Origin of the sequence: Paenibacillus sambharensis (assembly GCF_003233845.1) — a bacterium.
Taxonomy (GTDB): domain Bacteria; phylum Bacillota; class Bacilli; order Paenibacillales; family Paenibacillaceae; genus Paenibacillus_I; species Paenibacillus_I sambharensis.
Window position 1 is genome coordinate 159,859 of sequence record NZ_QKRB01000053.1, and the last position, 17,905, is coordinate 177,763.

Annotated in this window: 23 protein-coding genes and 1 other annotated feature; of the genes, 9 read left to right on the forward strand and 14 right to left on the reverse strand. The window is 53.2% G+C overall.

The window, feature by feature from the left end; genetic code table 11:
• Positions 1–24 precede the first annotated feature (24 nt).
• Positions 25–897, reverse strand: a complete 873-nt coding sequence (gene cyoE, locus DNH61_RS18400) for a heme o synthase (RefSeq protein WP_181438773.1) — start codon at positions 895–897, stop codon at positions 25–27.
• A gap of 273 nt (positions 898–1,170) precedes the next feature.
• On the opposite strand from cyoE, the gene DNH61_RS18405 reads away from it, so the two are divergent.
• Both DNH61_RS18405 and gerQ read left to right on the forward strand, forming a co-directional pair.
• Positions 1,171–1,593, forward strand: coding sequence for a cell wall hydrolase (locus DNH61_RS18405; protein WP_111148145.1), 423 nt, complete (start codon positions 1,171–1,173; stop codon positions 1,591–1,593).
• 21 nt (positions 1,594–1,614) lie between these two features.
• Positions 1,615–2,139: a spore coat protein GerQ gene (gerQ, locus tag DNH61_RS18410; RefSeq protein WP_181438774.1), complete on the forward strand. Its 525-nt coding sequence runs from the start codon at positions 1,615–1,617 to the stop codon at positions 2,137–2,139.
• Here the strand turns inward: gerQ and DNH61_RS18415 are convergent.
• Entirely contained in the window at positions 2,136–2,414 is a 279-nt protein-coding gene (locus tag DNH61_RS18415; RefSeq protein ID WP_111148146.1) for a hypothetical protein, read from the reverse strand. The two genes, gerQ and DNH61_RS18415, sit on opposite strands and share 4 nt — an antisense overlap.
• 86 nt (positions 2,415–2,500) lie before the next feature.
• Here DNH61_RS18415 and DNH61_RS18420 point away from each other — a divergent pair, with 86 nt between their 5' ends.
• Positions 2,501–3,487 carry a metal-dependent hydrolase gene (locus tag DNH61_RS18420; RefSeq protein ID WP_111148147.1) on the forward strand — a complete coding sequence of 329 codons (987 nt, stop codon included), beginning with the start codon at positions 2,501–2,503 and terminating at the stop codon, positions 3,485–3,487.
• 129 nt (positions 3,488–3,616) lie between these two features.
• On the opposite strand, the gene DNH61_RS18425 is transcribed toward DNH61_RS18420, so the two are convergent.
• Positions 3,617–3,835: an alpha/beta-type small acid-soluble spore protein gene (locus DNH61_RS18425; protein WP_111148148.1), complete on the reverse strand. Its 219-nt coding sequence runs from the start codon at positions 3,833–3,835 to the stop codon at positions 3,617–3,619.
• A 120-nt stretch (positions 3,836–3,955) separates the two neighbouring features.
• Between DNH61_RS18425 and DNH61_RS26130 the strand changes: the two genes are divergently transcribed.
• Positions 3,956–4,132 (forward strand): DUF5325 family protein, encoded by a 177-nt coding sequence (locus DNH61_RS26130; RefSeq protein WP_146241080.1) that lies wholly within the window; start codon positions 3,956–3,958, stop codon positions 4,130–4,132.
• 59 nt (positions 4,133–4,191) lie between these two features.
• Here the strand turns inward: DNH61_RS26130 and trpS are convergent, their stop codons facing one another.
• On the reverse strand, positions 4,192–5,181 hold the full coding sequence (gene trpS, locus DNH61_RS18430) for a tryptophan--tRNA ligase (RefSeq protein ID WP_111148149.1): 990 nt from the start codon (positions 5,179–5,181) through the stop codon (positions 4,192–4,194).
• Between the two features lie 119 nt (positions 5,182–5,300).
• Positions 5,301–5,535: a binding site (T-box leader), on the reverse strand.
• 191 nt (positions 5,536–5,726) lie between these two features.
• Between trpS and DNH61_RS18435 the strand changes: the two genes are divergently transcribed.
• From DNH61_RS18435 to DNH61_RS18450, 4 genes are all read left to right on the forward strand, one after another.
• The gene (locus DNH61_RS18435; protein WP_111148150.1) at positions 5,727–6,131 is read left to right on the forward strand and encodes a hypothetical protein; all 405 of its coding nucleotides are present in this window, start codon (positions 5,727–5,729) and stop codon (positions 6,129–6,131) included.
• A gap of 175 nt (positions 6,132–6,306) precedes the next feature.
• A complete protein-coding gene (locus DNH61_RS18440) occupies positions 6,307–7,362 on the forward strand; it encodes a permease (protein ID WP_245948242.1) in 1,056 nt (351 codons plus the stop codon).
• 28 nt (positions 7,363–7,390) lie between these two features.
• Entirely contained in the window at positions 7,391–8,392 is a 1,002-nt protein-coding gene (locus DNH61_RS18445) for a TIGR03943 family putative permease subunit (RefSeq protein ID WP_111148151.1), read from the forward strand.
• 87 nt (positions 8,393–8,479) lie between these two features.
• Positions 8,480–8,704 (forward strand): alpha/beta-type small acid-soluble spore protein, encoded by a 225-nt coding sequence (locus DNH61_RS18450; RefSeq protein WP_111148152.1) that lies wholly within the window; start codon positions 8,480–8,482, stop codon positions 8,702–8,704.
• A gap of 67 nt (positions 8,705–8,771) precedes the next feature.
• Here the strand turns inward: DNH61_RS18450 and DNH61_RS18455 are convergent, their stop codons facing one another.
• Positions 8,772–9,188 carry an O-methyltransferase gene (locus DNH61_RS18455; RefSeq protein WP_342771459.1) on the reverse strand — a complete coding sequence of 139 codons (417 nt, stop codon included), beginning with the start codon at positions 9,186–9,188 and terminating at the stop codon, positions 8,772–8,774.
• A gap of 313 nt (positions 9,189–9,501) precedes the next feature.
• Between DNH61_RS18455 and DNH61_RS18460 the strand changes: the two genes are divergently transcribed.
• Positions 9,502–10,362 carry a polysaccharide deacetylase family protein gene (locus tag DNH61_RS18460; protein ID WP_111148154.1) on the forward strand — a complete coding sequence of 287 codons (861 nt, stop codon included), beginning with the start codon at positions 9,502–9,504 and terminating at the stop codon, positions 10,360–10,362.
• Between the two features lie 9 nt (positions 10,363–10,371).
• Here the strand turns inward: DNH61_RS18460 and DNH61_RS18465 are convergent, their stop codons facing one another.
• From DNH61_RS18465 to ehuD, 9 genes are all read right to left on the reverse strand, one after another.
• Positions 10,372–11,043, reverse strand: a complete 672-nt coding sequence (locus DNH61_RS18465; RefSeq protein WP_245948243.1) for a 3D domain-containing protein — start codon at positions 11,041–11,043, stop codon at positions 10,372–10,374.
• A 344-nt stretch (positions 11,044–11,387) separates the two neighbouring features.
• Positions 11,388–12,203, reverse strand: a complete 816-nt coding sequence (locus DNH61_RS18470) for a hypothetical protein (RefSeq protein WP_111148156.1) — start codon at positions 12,201–12,203, stop codon at positions 11,388–11,390.
• 171 nt (positions 12,204–12,374) lie between these two features.
• Positions 12,375–12,896, reverse strand: a complete 522-nt coding sequence (locus DNH61_RS18475) for a DUF2179 domain-containing protein (protein WP_111148157.1) — start codon at positions 12,894–12,896, stop codon at positions 12,375–12,377.
• Positions 12,896–13,798, reverse strand: coding sequence for an ectoine hydroxylase (gene thpD / locus DNH61_RS18480; RefSeq protein WP_111148158.1), 903 nt, complete (start codon positions 13,796–13,798; stop codon positions 12,896–12,898). Before thpD ends, DNH61_RS18475 begins: the two co-directional genes overlap by 1 nt.
• 84 nt (positions 13,799–13,882) lie before the next feature.
• Positions 13,883–14,290, reverse strand: a complete 408-nt coding sequence (locus DNH61_RS18485) for an ectoine synthase (protein ID WP_111148159.1) — start codon at positions 14,288–14,290, stop codon at positions 13,883–13,885.
• Between the two features lie 64 nt (positions 14,291–14,354).
• Complete coding sequence (ectB, locus tag DNH61_RS18490; protein WP_111148160.1) at positions 14,355–15,656, reverse strand: diaminobutyrate--2-oxoglutarate transaminase; 1,302 nt, start codon at positions 15,654–15,656, stop codon at positions 14,355–14,357.
• Positions 15,619–16,251 carry a diaminobutyrate acetyltransferase gene (ectA, locus tag DNH61_RS18495; RefSeq protein WP_111148161.1) on the reverse strand — a complete coding sequence of 211 codons (633 nt, stop codon included), beginning with the start codon at positions 16,249–16,251 and terminating at the stop codon, positions 15,619–15,621. The genes ectB and ectA overlap by 38 nt, the downstream gene beginning before the upstream one ends.
• Before the next feature lie 62 nt (positions 16,252–16,313).
• Positions 16,314–17,162, reverse strand: a complete 849-nt coding sequence (gene ehuA / locus DNH61_RS18500) for an ectoine/hydroxyectoine ABC transporter ATP-binding protein EhuA (RefSeq protein ID WP_111148162.1) — start codon at positions 17,160–17,162, stop codon at positions 16,314–16,316.
• Complete coding sequence (gene ehuD / locus DNH61_RS18505) at positions 17,159–17,902, reverse strand: ectoine/hydroxyectoine ABC transporter permease subunit EhuD (RefSeq protein WP_111148163.1); 744 nt, start codon at positions 17,900–17,902, stop codon at positions 17,159–17,161. Before ehuD ends, ehuA begins: the two co-directional genes overlap by 4 nt.
• Positions 17,903–17,905: the final 3 nt, after the last annotated feature.

Below are 17,905 nucleotides of genomic sequence, written 5' to 3' on the forward strand. Positions count from 1 at the left end.
CTGACTCCTCCCTTCTAATAAGATTCAGGGCTGCAGCACAGCTGCGCCCGGCGTGTCTGCAACCATGATGATAAAGGTAAGCATCAGGTAGTTTACAGAGATCAGAAAATTCGTCTTGGCCCATCTTTCCGTATCCTTGGCTGTAATCCCCAGCAGCGTATGCCACATCCAGACGGCGCCGGCCAGCACAGAGACGATCAGGTAAATCTGCCCGACATATCCGTAATAGTGCATTAGAATACCGGCGGGAAGCAGCAGCAGAACATACGGGATCATCTGAAGCTTCGTTCTGGGAATGCCCTTCACCACCGGAAGCAGCGGGAATCCGGCAGCCCGGTATTCCTCCACCCTTCTGATCGCCAGCGACCAGAAATGGGCGGGCTGCCATAGGAAGAGCAGGGCAAACAGCAGCCAGGCACCAGCGTCTACCGTATTGGATGCAGCGCAGTAGCCGATTACCGGCGGCATGGCACCCGAGATTCCCCCAATCGAGGTGCTCCAGGTAGAGGAGCGCTTGAGCCACATTGTGTAGATTACAATGTATACAAACATGCCAAGCAGCCCCAGCCAGCCGCACAGCGGGTTAACCAGAACGAATAGAACAACTTCCCCTATAATTCCCAGCATAATCCCGTATATCAGGACAAAGGCGGGTGTCAAGCGGCCGGATGGCAGCGCGCGGTCCTGGGTTCGTGCCATCTTCAGATCCAGTTCACGGTCCCAATAGTTATTAATGACACAGGAAGACGCCATTGTCAGCGCGGAGCCGACCAGCATCCAGAGAAGCAGGAGCCAATCAACGTCCCACTTGGACCCGACCCAGAAGCCGCCGAAAGCGGCAATCAGATTGAGGCGAATAATCCGCGGTTTGGTCAACAGGTATAAATCTTTCAGCACAGCGGGCCTCCAATTATGATGCATAAAGGCTGACAAACACCTTCTGCCCTCGAATCGTTCTTAATCATACCGAAAATACCGCCGGTTGACAACGTTCTCACCGGCTGTTCATGATTTCGCCATGTGTTGTTTATCACACACTTAAAACCCAAAAAAAATATTACAAGCCGACTGTGTCAACATCTGCCCGGCAAGCTAATAAGATGTCATATAGTCTTGAGCCCATGGGCGCGAGCGACGATACCAGCTTCGAAAGGAGTGGATCCCGAACAGATGGCCAGAATTAAAACCAATTCCGAGGATGTCAAAATGCTGGCCCGCCTCATACGCGCCGAAGCGGAAGGCGAAGGCGAGTTAGGCATGCTTATGGTCGGCAACGTAGCTGTTAACCGGGTTAAGGCCGACTGCCTAGATTTCCGCAATCTCCGGTCCATCCGGGACATGACGTTCCAGAGGCCCGGCGGGTTTGAAGCGACACAGAAGGGTTACTTCTACCAGTCTGCGAGGGAGAAGGAAATCAGACTTGCCCGCCGCGTAATCAATGGAGAGCGGCAGCATCCTGCATCCAATGCGCTCTGGTTCTTCCGTCCGACCGCATCCTGTCCAGGACAATGGTATAACCAGGCGAACACCGGCCGCCACAAAAGCCACTGTTTCTTTGCCCCGACGACTGTCAACTGCCCGAATGTTTTTTAACAGAAAGCGAGGAATAGTCAAATGTATAATGTTAACCCGTCTTATGGTATGAAGCCTGCCGCTTATGGAACTGGCGGCCAGCAAATCCAGCCCTATGCCGGCTCCTACACTTATCCCGGCTGCACCAGTGCTCCAATGTCATATACTCAGTCACCAGGCGCAATGATGGCCCCCGGCATGCAGGGAAACGTACCGCCAAGCGTTCCTTTAGGAGGCATGGTGACGCCCGGCGCCGGCAACATCGTTACGATGCCCGCCATGGAAGAGTCCTATGTAGAGAACATTCTGCGCCTGAACCGCGGCAAGCTGGCTACCGTATATATGACCTTCGAGAACAACTCCCAGTGGAATGCCAAGGTATTCAAGGGAATCGTGGAAGCAGCCGGCCGGGATCATCTCATCCTTAGCAACCCGGAGACTGGCATGCGCTACCTTCTGCTGATGGTCAATCTCGACTATGTAACCTTCGATGAAGAGATTGCCTATGAGTATCCAGTAAACGGCGGCGTTGTGACCAACACGACACCGATGACAAGCGGCCGCTAGCAGGCCCGGAAAACCCAGGCGTGAATCTTATCTTTTCCGCCTTGAACATACTTGAACATACCAGCCCAGGGAGAGCTCTCCGAGCAGCGCTCTTCCTTCAGGGCTTTTCCCCGCTCCAGACTGTCAGCATGCCATACCTCGACGAACAGCCCTGGCTGATCCGTTCCTTCATATAAGATAAAGCTGTTGTCCGATTCTCTGATCCTCTCCATCCACTCCACATAGGCTCCTCTGAATTCCAGAGCAACCCGATATTCCACAAAGCAGGTATACATCCTGACCCCTCCTCATAATCAGCAGATATGAAGAACATACTAAAGCATGCACATAGTATATCATCATAACGGGAGGTCAGCATGCCATGGATTCCGGAACTCATTTGGTTATCGGTCTCGGTCTTGCGGGTTTGGCAGCGGTAGACCCCGCAGTCGCTGCGGACCCGGATATTTTCGGTGCGGTCATGATTGGTACGGTCGTCGGATCGCAAGCTCCCGACTTTGACGGTTTGCTGCGATTCCTGGGGAATGCCGCCTATATCCGGAACCACCGGGGCAAATCGCATTCCTTCCCCGCGGTTCTGATATGGGCCTGCCTCATTACAGGTATTCTCCAGCTAGCCTACCAGGGATCGCTCCCCCTGCTGCATGTGGGCGCGTGGGTACTGCTTGCTGTCAGCCTGCATGTGCTGACCGATATGTTTAATACATACGGGACACAAGCCTACTGGCCGGTATCCGACAAGTGGGTAAGATGGAACATTATCCATATATTCGACCCCGTTATATTCCTGACTCATCTGGCAGCCCTCCTGCTCTGGGCATCTGAGACGGCAAGCCCCTCGGTTGTGTTCCCGTGGCTTTATATCTTACTGGTGATCTACTACATTGGCCGCACCCTGCAGCGCAGCGCAGCAGAGCGCCTTGTGATTCGAATAGACACCTCCTATACCGAAGGTGACCGTTATACCATCATTCCCACGCTTACCATTCAGGACTGGAACATAGTCAAACACCAATATGACGGCGGCTTTGCCATCGGTCATCTGAAGGGACGAACACTGACGTGGATTGAGAACATCCGCTCTGTCCATCATCCGGCCGTTGAAGCTTCCAAGCAGCATGCCGATGTGAAGGCGTTCCTGTATTTTACCACCTTCACTTATGTGGAAGTGCGAAGCTACGCTTGGGGCTATGAGGTGCGCTGGTCGGATGTTCGCTTTCGGCATCGCAAGCAGTATCCCTTCGTAGCAGTCGTTGTAATGGATAAGGACTATCTGACCCTTGGCTCCTATATTGGCTGGTTGAGTGAGAAGCGGCTGGAGAAGCGGCTCCGGCTCAACAGCTATTAGCACCTTGACCCCCGCACCCCTTCCTGCCACAATGGAGGGGGTGCTGTCGTTTGCAATTGAACGATTTCCAAACACACAAAGAAGCCCGGGCTGCCCCGGACTTCCGCTTATCAATAGGTATACGTAGAATTAACGGTTGCCCGCCAATTGTTGTTCAGCGATTTGGACGAGCTTCTTAGTGATGTAACCACCAAGGGAACCAGCATCACGAGTTGCCATGTTACCGTAATAGCCGTCCTGCGGGATTTGGATACCGAGCTCTTGTGCAGCTTCGTATTTGATTTGTTCCAGTGCTTGGCTCGCTTGAGGTACTACCAACGTGTTGCTGCTGCGGGATTGGCCTGCCATGTTTGTAATCTCCTTTCGTCCTCTAAGCTGTAGTGTGTTGCAAGCTTGCGAGCTTATTATGTGCCCCTATTCGCGAATATATGCTTCCTTGTCTCAAAAAAAATGTAAAGGAGAATGTGAATGTCCAAATCAGTATCGCTGCTGTTTGCCTGCATCTCTGTCCTGCTCATGTTTGTAACCGCCATCATGATCAGCCATAACGGCTGGCTGGCCCTGCTCTTCTTCCTGATAACGATGGGAGTCATCGGGTACGGCTTTGTCTACAAAGCCCGCCAGAGAAGAAGAAAAGACGGCTGATCGCCGTCTTTTCTTCTTCTTGTAATAGTTAGTCACACAGCCCTGGCTGCTCTCCCGCATCAGTCCTTCGGCAGCAGGAACCCCATCTTTTCCTTTACGTCACGTACGGTCTTGTCGGCAATGGCAGAGGCGCGATCCGCTCCATCGGCCAGAATACGATGGATCTCGCCAGACTGTCTGATCTCATTATACCGCGCTTGCAGCGGCTCCAGAACCGAAACCACCTGCTCAGCCAGATCCTTCTTAAACCCGCCGTATCCCTGGCCTTCATAGCGGGCTTCAATTTCCTCCAGTGACAGCCCCGAGCAGTGCGAATAGATGCTCATCAGATTGCTGATTTCCGGCTTCTCCGCCGGGTTGAACTTCACTTCACGGCCAGAGTCGGTTACCGCCCGGCTGAGCTTCTTCCGGATGACATCCGGCGGGTCAAGCAGGGCAATGTAGCTGCCCGGATTCGGGTTGCTCTTGCTCATCTTCTTCGAAGCGTCGTCGAGCGACATAATCCGTGCGCCTACCTTCGGGATATATGGCTCAGGCGTAGTGAAATAATCGCCAAACCGGCTGTTAAACCGCCCTGCCAGATCACGGGTCAGCTCGAGATGCTGCTTCTGGTCATCCCCCACCGGCACAAGGTCAGCGTTATAGATCAGGATGTCCGCGGCCATAAGAGCCGGATACGCAAACAGACCTGCGCCGATCGAATCCTTGCCCGCTGACTTATCCTTAAACTGGGTCATCCGCTCCAGCTCGCCCATATAAGTCATTGTCGTCATCAGCCAGCTGAGCTCGACATGCGAGCGTACATGCGACTGAACAAAAACAGCTGCCTTAGCAGGATCAATCCCCGCGGCAATGAACAGAGAAGCTACTGCTTCTGTCTGCTCCCGAAGCGCTTCCGGCTCCTGAGGTACGGTAATCGCATGCAGATCGACGATCATGAAGAAGCATTGGTAGGTGTCCTGTAGCCGGACGAAATTTTGCATAGCTCCGATGTAGTTACCAAGAGTCAACTGTCCACTGGGCTGAATGCCCGATAATACGCGCTGCATCAACAACAGCTCCTTCCGCTAACTGGTTTACTAACCTTACCTGTCTGTCCCCTGATGTTTAGCCATCCCCCTCACTGGGTATTAATACCAGGATGCGGGAACGCAAAAAAGCCCCCGCCGCAAGGGACGAGGGACCGTGGTGCCACCCTTATTCGCTGGCATGAGCGCAAGTAAAAGCGCCGATGACAGCCTTCTGTTCCATAACGCGGAACCTGCGGAGAACCACCTGGCAGCGTCTGCCTTCCGGTCTCGGCTCCGGGATCCATTCAGCAAGAGCTTGACACCGGTTCACACCACCCACCGGCTCTCTGCAATCACAGCTGCGCGCCTACTACTTCCCATCATTGCCATTTAACCCGATTATACGCCGCAGTTCCGAAAAGTCAAGCCGCCTATGCCCTGTATATCAAGTCCTATGCGGTTCAGCTTAGCTTTGACTAGCGATAAGATTTGTCCCGGGTCTGTCCAGTCAAAATCTTAATGCACCAACCCAAGTCCTATGATACAATTGGGTCAATAGAACTACATATTGAGGTGAGTCGATGATGCTGAAGGAATTGCAAGTTGCACACTGCCCGTCCTGCGGTAATGTGTACCAGAAGAATCTCCGCAATCTGTGCAGTGAATGCTCCTCACGTCTAGACAACCAGTTATCGGCCATTGACCGCTATCTGGCGGGCAACCGTTTTGCCGACACAGCGAGCCTATCCAAGTGCACAGGGGTTCCCGTGAAAACCATTCACTCCTTTATCCGCAGCCGCAAATTGTGTATTCAGAATTATCCCAATCTGACAACTGCCTGTGAGAGCTGCAGCAGCCCCGTGCGCGAAGCGAAGCTCTGCACAAGCTGCTCGAGGCGGTTAACCGCGGAAATTTACTCCATGCTGGAGCAGGAGCAGGCTTTACGGCAGAGAACAAGGGAAGTATCAAGCTTCCAGATCCGGCGCTGACCCATTGAATTCATCCTAGTAAAGACACCTTAACAACTGTCTTCGGCAGACGTGTATCCACGCTGCTGAAGGCAGTTTTTGTTTATGGCTTCCTATATTAGTTGTCCTATGGACGCCCGTACGGGCATAGTCTATAATTAGTAACCGTAATCCTTACAGAAATGGGGTAAGAAGCTTGGCCAGTATCCTATTACGCTTTGCGCCTCCGCTGCTGATGATCTGCTGTCTCGGAATAATCGGACTTATTCTGACTGGCACCAGCCTATCGGAACTGCTCGATTTTTCACTTGATCCCGCCTTCATTCCAAGCTTCAAGACGATGTTTATCAGCATCATTCTGGAGGCATTTCCATTTATCCTGCTCGGCGTCCTGTTCTCAGCACTGCTGCAGGTATTCGTCTCCGACAGCGTTATTCAGCGGTTTACACCCAAGAACCCCGTTGCAGGTGTGCTGTTCGGCAGTCTGCTAGGGCTGCTGTTTCCGCTGTGTGAATGCGGCATGGTACCCGTCGTTAGGCGGCTGATCCGCAAAGGCATGCCAGCATATATCGGCATTGTCTATATTATAGCCGGCCCGATCCTGAACCCGGTCGTCTATACAGCGACCTGGACGGCATTCCGGACGCGGCCTGAGATTGCCTATTCCCGGATGGGCCTAGCCTTCGGCGTCTCCGTAATCACCGGCCTGATCCTGTATAAGGTTATTAGAAGCAATCCGCTGAAGCAGGCAAGTCCTGCTACTGGAGTCATCCACAGTCATGACCATCATCACGGGCATCACCATAGTCATGACCACGGCCATGCGGGAACAGCAAGCGTGAAGAACCGCTTCGCTTCCACTCTATCCCATGCCTCGGATGAATTTTTTGAGATGGGCAAGTATCTGATATTCGGCGCTCTGCTTACTGCCCTGATTCAGACTGGGCTCAGCCGTGATACGCTGGCAGGCGTCGGTGAGCAGCCGGTTCTATCCAACCTGTTCATGATGGCCTTTGCCTTCGTGCTGTCGATCTGTTCGACCTCTGATGCCTTCATTGCCGCTTCCTTCACCGGAACGTTCAGCGCTGGATCGCTGCTCGCTTTCCTTGTGTTCGGACCAATGATTGATATCAAGAACACGCTTATGCTGTTGTCCACCTTCAGGACCAAGATCGTGCTGGCACTCATCTTCATTACAGGCACGCTGGTTCTAATCGGATCAATCTTAACGGAAAGGCTGTTCTTCTCGTAACCGGCAGCCCCTGAAAGGAGTCTCATCCATGGAAAATGACTCACGCAGCCGCATGCTGCATCAGCTGATGCGGGGCCTAATCCTGACCGGCTTCGCCATGCTGATTGTCTACCTGGTCAAAACCGACAATATCGGCTACTATATTGCTCCCAGGATGGAGCTCTACGTCAAGCTCTCCGCAATCGGCCTGTATGCGGCTGCGGTATACCAGTTCTATGAAGCCATTCAGACGTGGATAGGGCGCAAAAGAGAGATGCAGTGCGACTGCAGCCATGATCCGTCGCCTTCCGCTGCCAAGAATACGCTTATCTATAGCCTCTTCCTGTTCCCGCTCGCGCTTGGCTTTCTGCTCCCTGACACCACAATGGGCAGTGCGCTGGCTTCGAAGAAGGGGATTACATTAAGCTCCTCCCAGCAGTTCAATACACCGGTAAACGCGGGCGGTGTACCAAATGCAGAAGCAAAGGCGGAAGCCGCTCCTATGAATGAAGGGTCTGACGCCTCAAGCGCAAGCCGCCAGCCTGAGACAGCTTCACCTGTCCGCATCGAGCTCGAACCCGGAGCTGTGCCCACCGGGGAGCAGCTGAATGCCATGTTCCCGGCGGACACCTATACGGAAACCTATGCCGAGCATGCGAAGAAGCTGTACTTCTCCGAGCGGATCGAGATCCCCGAGAAGTCGTTCATCGAGAACCTCACTACCCTGGATCTGTATCGTGTCAATCTGACCGGCAAGACAGTGGTCCTCAGCGGCTTCGTCTACCGTGAAGAAGAGATGGGCAAGGAGCGCTTCGTGGTCAGCCGCTTTGCCATGAACTGCTGTTCAGCTGATGCCATGCCGTATGGCTTGATGATTGATTATCCCGGGGCATCCCGGTATGCGGATGACGAATGGATTCAGGTAACCGGAAAGATGGACCTCACGACGTATAAGGATAATGAAATCATTTACCTTAAAGCGAACAAAATCGAGAAAATCCCGGCTCCCGAGTCGCCTTACGTCTATCCGGATTTCGACTTTGGCTTCTAACAAGCTTCCCTCCGCTTCCTGAATGTTTATGGATGTATATTTTTATCCTGTACAACCATACTAAGGGCAGCAAAGGAGGTGAGCAGGATGGCATCTAATAACCGCAACAGCAACACGCTCGTCATTCCTCAAGCCAGCGCAGCTCTCGATCAACTCAAATATGAAGTTGCGCAAGAGCTCGGTATCCAGATTCCACAGGACGGCTATTACGGTTATATGGCAACCCGCGACACCGGCGCAATCGGGGGCTACATAACACGCCGCTTGGTTCAAATTGCTGAGGAGCAGCTGGCCGGCCGCTTCAATCGTTAAACTGTATCACAAGTAAGCCCGCAGCTGCTTCCGGCTGCGGGCTTGATTTTTTGTCAGAACAGCATTACTAATTGAATTCCATGAATGAAGTCTTATGCTGCGGCTGATATCTGCTCATCCAGTTGACTGCGTTATAATTGGACTCGTACATCACACTGGCTGACCAATTCCTGCTGCTTTCCCTAACCGAAAAATCATACTGGATTTCACCATGCGTCCAATTGCGCTTCATCTGCAGCACCTCCACCGCCATCTTGCGGAACGCCGCCACCTGCTCAGCCGACAACCCTGTACCGGAGCAGGTATTTACCACTCCGTCACGTGTATCAATCGGATGATGCTTAACCCCATATTTGCCCACTGCATTATTCCGGATCTGAATCGATACTGTCCCGCCCACCGCATTGGTCAGTTCATTTTCCAGCTGCCGAAATACATAATCCACCTGCCTTGCTAATGGCATTTCTTCTACTGCTCTCATCATTAGTCTCCTCCACCCTATTTTGCATGATCTTTCCATCTGCTTACAGGACCTATTATATAGTCACAATCGACCATTCGACAATACTTTACATAGATTTTATTAGGTCTAAAGTATTATACATTGTGTGAACATCTGGTTTTATCTAATACAACCTACAAAATAGCGCTTACAAAATAATGAAATATGATGAACCCGTGGCATACCTGCTTTCCGCTGCATGATAACCCGGCATTCGGTAAAACTAGGTACGAACGAATTCTCGTCCGTTTATTCCGATTCAAACTAACAAGCAGAATTAAGGGAGGGCTGGAGCATGCGGCGGATATTGTGGACTGTGGTGATACTCCCCCTGCTCCTTCAGCTCTCTGCATCAGCTAGTCATACATCTTCTATGTATAAAGTCCGGTTAATAACCGGGAAAGTGGATACAGTCAAGGCAGCCTCTTCGGATCAGAGCAGCAAGAGCGCAGCTGTCCCGCGCAGGAAGCGCTACCGCAGGTCAAGTGTCCGCCATGTCCCCTGGTCCGTACTGCAGAGACGGTATCCCGGAAGCTTTGTCACGCGGGGGAACGGCGGGCGCAAGCTGGTGGCCCTGACCTTCGACGATGTCCCTGATCCCCGGTACACCCCTAAGGTGCTGGACATCTTGGCCAAGCATCACACCCGGGCAACATTCTTCGTGCTTGGCAGCCGGGCGGCGAAGTACCCGGAGCTCGTGAAGCGAATGGTCCGGGAAGGCCATCTGGTGGGCAACCATTCCTACTCCCATGCCCTGTTTGCCAAATCGTCACTGGCCAGCTACCGCAAGCAGATTGAGCGGACTGACCAGCTGCTCGCCAGGCTAACAGGTTACCGTCCCCGATTTATCCGCCCTCCGTACGGCGAGATTCTCCCCCGTCAGGTCGAATGGTCAAGGGAGCACGGCTATATTGTTGTGAACTGGGATGTCGATTCCGTGGATTGGACAAGCATCGGCAGTGATAAGATCATGGCGAATATCCGGAAAACGCTGCAGCCTGGATCTATCATTCTTCAGCATGCAGGCGGCGGTGACAGCCAGGACTTGAGCGGAACCGTTAATGCGGTGCCCAAGCTGATTCGTTATCTTAAGGCCAAAGGCTACCAGGCCGTTACGGTTGATGAGCTGCTGGGACAGCGGGGGCTGCGAGGTTAAGGCTCCTGGCTATAATACATATAACGTGACGCCTTGAATGCCAAACGTTAATGCTTTGGGCCTGCTGTCCGCCACGAAGATATCAATCCTGCTGCCTTTAATTGCGCCTCCGATATCGGAAGCTATGGCATACATGCCGCCCGCAGGCAGCCCGCTGTAGGAATAGCCGGTGATATACAGCTTGCTTCCAAGTGGTATCAGCTTCGGGTCTACTGCAACGGTACCAATTGCCAGCGGCTTGCCGAAATAATCAACTGCTCCCCACTTTCCGTTCTCAGCAGCTGACGCCGTGTAGACACTGGCCTTAGCCTGAATGACCTTCTTGTAGCTGGCCGGCTTCATGCCTGCCGCTCCCGCCTTCTGCTGACTGGAAGCAGCCGCAGCTGCCTGGTAAGTCACGGCACTCATCATCGTTGGCATCTTGGGAGAAGCTGACATAACGAGCGGTGCCGGACCGGCATCGGGTATATGGATATCAATGCCCGCAGGCAGATTGTGTGGATCTATCTCCGGATTGCTCTCGAGCATCTGCTCAAGCTTTACGCCAAAGCGCTGCGACAGCTTCCAGAAGCTGTCTCCTGGCTCGGTGGTATAAGTCGCAGCTGCTGCGGCTGAGGATGCCAGCTGGCCAGCTGTGATTGCCGTGAGCAAGGCTGCTGTTACGCATACTCTCCGGAACAATCCGTGCTTCCTGGCAGAGCCGCTCCTTGTAGAAGAATTAATAATATCGTTATGTGTTTGGTTGTGTAGTTGACGAGTTCCGGTCATGTGTTCCTCCCTCATTTGGCAGCCTTTAGATTACATAGTCGGATGGAAACGGTTAGGAGTACCGTTCCCGCTTAGGCTCCAACCGAGGATACCACAGGCTTTTGGGCGAAAGTAGAGGAAAAACCGACCAATTGGACCCAAACCCGCAGTACGAAGCGAATATGAGAATTTACTAATTGATGTAATATGGCAAAAAAAGGCCCGACGGCAGCTTGTGTACAGCTGAACCAGTCAGGCCTTTCCATTCGCTATGTGTGTTAACAAACCGGGTTTGCCACCGTCTGAACTCCCTGGAACAGGGTTGCCATATGAATCCGGTCACCGCTGAAATCCACATCAGTCACAGGCATGCCAAGCTGTACCGACTGCAGCCTAATCGTCCCCTGAAAACCGCAAATCCGATATACGCCGCGATCCGTACACACAAAGCTGTCATGGCCAACTGTCCGAACGGCGAACATAAACAGGCTGCCGAACCGGTATTTCTCAAAGCCGCCGCGCATATTCCCAACTGCCAGTTCTCCCTGCTCGGTAACACCCAGCACCCTGCTTCCGTATACGGTCAGACCGGTGACTGCCCCGTCAAGCGGAAATTCCGCCCAGGCGTCTGTGTAACGGTCATAGAGCGCAATCCCTTGATCATAACCCGCTATGATATAGTGGGGAAGCATCAGAATATCATAAACGACCGAATTGGGCATGGCCAGCCTGTCCCAGCCTGCCCCCGAATTTTCCCAGATACCATACTGGGTTGCAGCCAGATTACAGCCGCCCTGCCGTCTGTACTGAAAACAAGGGATTGCGATATCCGACGAATGCCAGCTGTCCCCCGTCAAGTAAAACAATCCTTGGTCCGTGCAGGCATGCAGAACGTCCTGCTGAAGAATCAGCCGGTTGACTGAAGTGGCATCAGGCAGTCCGTCGTTGAGCTGGTTCCAGTCCAGGCCAGCCTTTCTCCGGTATACGCCCTTTCCCAATGTAGCGGCATATATAGCATCTTCCCCGACGACCTTTACCGAGGAAAGCGGATATTGAATCTCTTCCCATGAACGCTTGGCCCCATGCGAGAACATCTGGTTCGAGCACCCCATTTCCACTAATAACTTAACTGAGAATCATTATCAATGATATATGGAAAAAGCCCGACGGTCAATTCCCAATTTAGACAGATAGCCGGCCTGCATAGGCAGACCGGCCCAGACCGTTCTTGAGACATGCTCCAAGCTGTTAATGCAGCTTGTCTGCTAGCGCGTCATCTTGGTCCAGAAGCCCCCTTTGAAGAACTTCGGCTCATGCGAGATGACGAACGCTTTTGGGGCAATTTCCGCCAGCGCCTTCATCAGCCTGCGCTCGTTGCTGCGTTTGACCAGCACCTGCATAACCAGACGCTGGCCGTCCCGCCCATCAGCCGGCCAGGAGGTTACTCCGTAGCCAAGCTGCCGAAGCTTGCCAGGCAGATCAACGGCCAGGGAATCCACGATCACCTGTACGACCAGGTAACCAAGTGCCAGGAACTCCTCGATTTTGCTTCCGAGGTACACCCCTATCCCAAAGCCGAGACAATACGCAATCATATTGGCCGGGTTCGTGACATTTTGCAGCACAAGATTAAGACCGACCAGATATACGAACACTTCGATCATCGCCAGAAAAGAGGCTGCGCCCGTCCGGCCTTTAATGACCAGAATGAGGCGCAGCGTAAAGAGTGAAACATATACAACATTAATGGCGATGATCGTAACGACCGTCTGCCAGTCGATCAGCATTAGCCGTTGCCGCGTTCAGCAATATAGGCAGGCCGCGGAGCTTGACCGGAGAATGGCTCCGTCAATCTGTTCTCCGTGCTGTTGTACACCATAAACACGTTGCTGCGCGGATATGGCGTAATATTGCTGTTGGAGCCATGCATGATGTTGCAGTCGAACAGCAGGATAGAACCTGCTTTGCCTACTGGCGTGTCAATGCCATGCTCCTTCACAAGCTTCGTCAGACTGTCGTTGTCCGGCACACCGTATTCCTGCTTGCGCAGCGAATCCTTGAAGTGGTTTTCCGGCGTCTTGCCGACACAGGATACGAACTTCTTATGTGATCCAGGTACAACCATCAGCGGTCCGTTGTTTGCATAGTTATCTTCCAGTGCAACCGAGCAGCTGAGCGCACGCATGGAAGGCATGCCATCCTCTACATGCCAGGTCTCAAAGTCGGAGTGCCAGTAGAACTCCTTGCCCTTGAAGCCAGGCTTGAAATTGATTCTGGACTGATGGATGTAAACATCGCCGCCAAGCAGGTAGCTCACGATCCCTGTCAGACGCGGATCCTTCGAAAGTGCTTTGAACAGCATATTGTTCTTGTGCACCTCAAAGACCGAGCGTACTTCTCTGCCTCCCGGCTCACGGATAACGCCATCGGCATCCTTCTCGCGATACTCTTCCAGCATCTTGCGAAGCTCAGCACGCAGTGCCTCCACTTCACGGGCAGGCAGGAAATCTTCCAGGAACAGATAACCGTTCTGTTCGAAGAAATCCGACTGCTCCTTCGTCAGCGGGCTGTCCTCTGTCCAGGAGGAGTAGACGACCGGGTCCTTACGATCTGTAATCTCCGGCGTGTCTGATACGCGGGAAGGATATTTGTCCGCGATTGTAGAGTGGTTACCTACTTCCATAGTCATACGATCAGCTCCCTATTCATGGATTAGTTTGGATGATAAGCATGCATGAAACACATTGATTTGCTGCTGGCGGAAGCATTGCCGTCAGGCGGATGGCGCTTCGGCTTTATCCTCTTCAGGCAGCGGGTATACGCCGTCTGCATCATGCACTTCCTCGCCTGTTACCGGCGGGTTGAAGACACAGATCATGCGCATCGTGCTCTTGGCGCGAAGCAGATGCTTCTCGTTGCCGTTAAGCGCGTAGAGCGTACCTGGGCGGATCGGATAAATCCGATCCCCCTCAGGCTCGATCTCGCCTTCGCCTTCGATGCAGTAGACGGCTTCCAGATGGTTCTTATACCAGATCTGCGTCTCCGTCCCGGCCTTAATCAGCGTGTCATGCATCGAGAAGCCCATGCCATCCTTCTTCAGCAGAAGCCTTCTCGAATTCCATGTCTCTGTGTCTACGTCATGCTTAGTGCCAAGCACGTCTTCCAAATGTTTGACGATCATTTGCGATTACGCTCCTTCTCATATATAATCATGCCGCGCCGCGCGGCACTATATCCGATTCATGTTAAGCCTGGCCGGCGCCAACCAATTCTTCCTTGGCTGCGAGCTTATCTACACAGCCTTCGAGGATCTTCAGACCCGCTTCCAGGACAGCCGGCTCAATGGTCAGAGGCGGCATCAGCTTCGCCACTTCATCGAACGGACCGGAGGTTTCCATGATCAGACCCCGTTCAAAAGCCAGCCCGCAAAGCTTCGAGGCCATCTCCGGCTCGGTGAACGACAGACCCTGAATCATGCCCTTGCCCTTGTGCTTCACAGAGCCCTCTGGCATCTTCTCGATCAGTCTGTTCAGGGTGCTGCGGATTGCGTCTGCCTTCCCCTTGATGTCTCGGGTAAAGCTGTCATCCTTCCAGTAAGCCAGTGCAGCTTCCGCTGCCACAAAACCAAGGTTGTTGCCGCGGAAGGTTCCGTTATGCTCGCCCGGCTTCCAGATATCATACTTCGGAGAAATGAGCGTCAGCGCCAGAGGCAGACCGTAGCCGCCAATCGACTTGGACAAGCACACGATGTCCGGCTTGATGCCCGCTTCCTCGAAGCTGAAGAACGTACCCGTACGTCCGCAGCCCATCTGAACATCGTCAACGATCAGAAGAATGTCATGCTTGCGGCAGAGCTTCTCGATATCCTGAAGCCACTGGCGGGATGCTACATTCAGACCGCCTTCGCCCTGAACGGTTTCCAGAATAACCGCCGCCGGCGTTTCAACGCCGCTGCCCGGGTCCTCAAGCATCTTGGCCAGATATTCCACCGTGTTCACATTGTCACCGAAATAACCGTCATACGGCATGAAGGCTGTTCCGCCAAGTGCAACACCGGCACCGGCGCGCTTATAACCGTTGCCTGTAGCAGCCAGTGAGCCAAGCGTCATCCCGTGGAATGCATTCGTAAAGCTGATAACCGTGTTGCGCCCAGTCACCTTGCGCGCAATCTTCAAGGCACTTTCCACTGAGTTCGTTCCCGTTGGTCCCGGGAACATGACTTTATAGGTCAGGTTCCTAGGTTCAAGAATGGTTTCGTCGAATGTGGTAAGGAATGATTCCTTGGCCTTGGTAGCCATATCCAGACTGTGCGTAATGCCGTCTTCCAGCATGTAGTCCACGATTTTGCGGCGGATTGCCGGGTTATTGTGGCCGTAGTTCAGCGAGCCTGCCCCTGCGAAGAAGTCGATATATTCATTGCTGTTCGCATCCCACATCTTCGCTCCTGTCGCCTTTGAGAAGACGGTCGTGAAGCTTCTGCAGTAGCTGCGCACCTCAGATTCCAATTGCTCAAATACCTGCATGGACGGTTTGTCTGCGTTTTTCATTCCCTGTACGTTGTTCACCGAATCCCTCCTTGAGTGGTTTGGTTTCCTTGGTCTGACCAGTTGTTCCTGCATGCTCTTGCTTGCCTTTATATCGAAAAGGACCTACCCGCAGCAGCGGTTCATCCTCATGTGTCATTCCTGGTGGAAATAATGTGGACGGGTAGCCGTCAGCCGCTACGTCCAGCTTCGTTCCCATCGCATCCGCGAAGGTGCGGAACAGACGGTTCGAAGCCTGATTAGACGGGCTTACTGTCGCTTCCACATAGCGGATCTCTTCACCGCCGCGCGCTGTTACTTCCTTCAACAGACGCTTGCCGAGCCCAAGTCCCCGGGTTTCCGGATCAACAGCGATCTGCCATACGAACAAGGTGTTCGGCTGATCCGGCCGGCGAAATGCCGATACGAACCCGAGCAGCCTGTTGTCCGCCTCCGCTACAGCACAGGTATCCTTGAACATGTCGCACAGCAGCAGGTAACAGTAAGCCGAGTTGAGATCGAGCGTCCCTGCGCGTTTGATTAACTGATAGACAGCGGCTCCGTCCTTCTTCGTGGAGCGTCTGATTTTGACGTTATCCTTCGCTTTATTCAATTCCATACGTCACCTCCTCATGATGCAGCCCTTATGTTTGTTCCTTTGGTGATGGAATGTTCAATTTTTTATGATAGCCGGAACCGGCTTAGAAAGGACTGCAGCCGTTCGCTCTGCGGATTTTCGAAAATCTGCTCCGGCGGCCCCTGTTCCACGATATGGCCTTCCGCACCGAATATCACACGATCAGCTACATCACGGGCAAAGTCCATTTCGTGTGTGATCAGCATCATCGCCATTTCGCCTTCACGAGCAATCTCCTTGATGACTTCAAGCACCTCGCCGACCAGCTCGGGGTCGAGTGCGGATGTCACCTCATCGAATACCATGATCTTCGGATTCATCACTAGCGCCCGGGCAATTGCCACACGCTGCTTCTGTCCCCCCGACAGCATCGATGGATAAACATCCAGCTTGTCGCCAAGCCCGACCTTCCCCAGCATTGTTACCGCGCGTTCATGCGCTTCTTCTGCGGATATGCCCAGCACTTTACGCGGGCCAATGGTAACGTTGCGCAGCACGCTCATGTGCGGAAACAGGTTGAAGTGCTGAAACACCATGCCGATATTGCCCCGCATGCGGTGTAAATGCGCTTCATTCGCCTTCACAAGCCTTCCCTTGGACTTCATGTGCCAGAGCGGCTCGCCGTCAACTGTGATCATACCTCCGGACGGTTCTTCCAGCGTCATGAGCATGCGGCCCAGCGTTGTTTTCCCGGAACCGCTCGGACCGATCATCGCCACCTTCTCACCAGGAGCGATGTCCAGATTAATATCATGCAGTACCTCCAGGTCGCCGAATGATTTGCTGACATGCTCATAGCGAACGATCGGCTGAACCCCCGTGTCTGCTTGCCTCTTGCGGGTCCGGGCTGGAGCTTCCTGCCCGGCCGCTTTCTCCAATTCAGTTGCATTCATGCTTGCTGCTTCACCTCCTTGTCTAATCTACCCTTGCCTCCGGATTGCGGCTTCGATGAGGAATCCGTTCCGGATGAAGCACTCTGTTCCCTGTTCAAGCGGATCTCCATCATTCGGACAAGCACCGAGAACACATAGCTGATGATCAGGAACAGAACGCCAACCAGTGTATAGGCTTCGAAAGGACGGTAGGAGATTGAAATTGCATTCTTCGCTGTTGTCAGCACTTCAACAAGTGTGATGGCCGACAGAAGCGGCGTCTCCTTGAAGATAACGATCAGATAATTCCCCATAACCGGCAGTGTCGGCGGCAGCGCCTGCGGCAGAATAATCGTTGACCAGGTCTTGGTCCTGGAGAAGTTAAGCGCCTTGGCCGCTTCCCACTGTCCCTTCGGGACCGCATCAATCCCCGAGCGATACACCTCCGACATGTACGTGCTGTAATGAATACCGAGTCCAATGATCCCGCTCACCAGTGCAGTCGGTGCAGTCGGGAACATCGTGGGCAAAATGTAAAAGTACAGGAAGAACAGCTGTACGAGCAGCGGTGTATTCCGGATGAACTCAATGATGAGCCGGTTAACGGCCCGGACAATCCAGATCGGGGACCTGCCCAGCATCGCCAGGATAAGACCGCCGATTGCTGCGAATATGAATCCGCCGAATGTTGCCCAGAATGTCGTCTTAAGCGCCGCAATTAGATCTGGTAAAATGCTCCATGCATACTCCCAATTCCACATCGG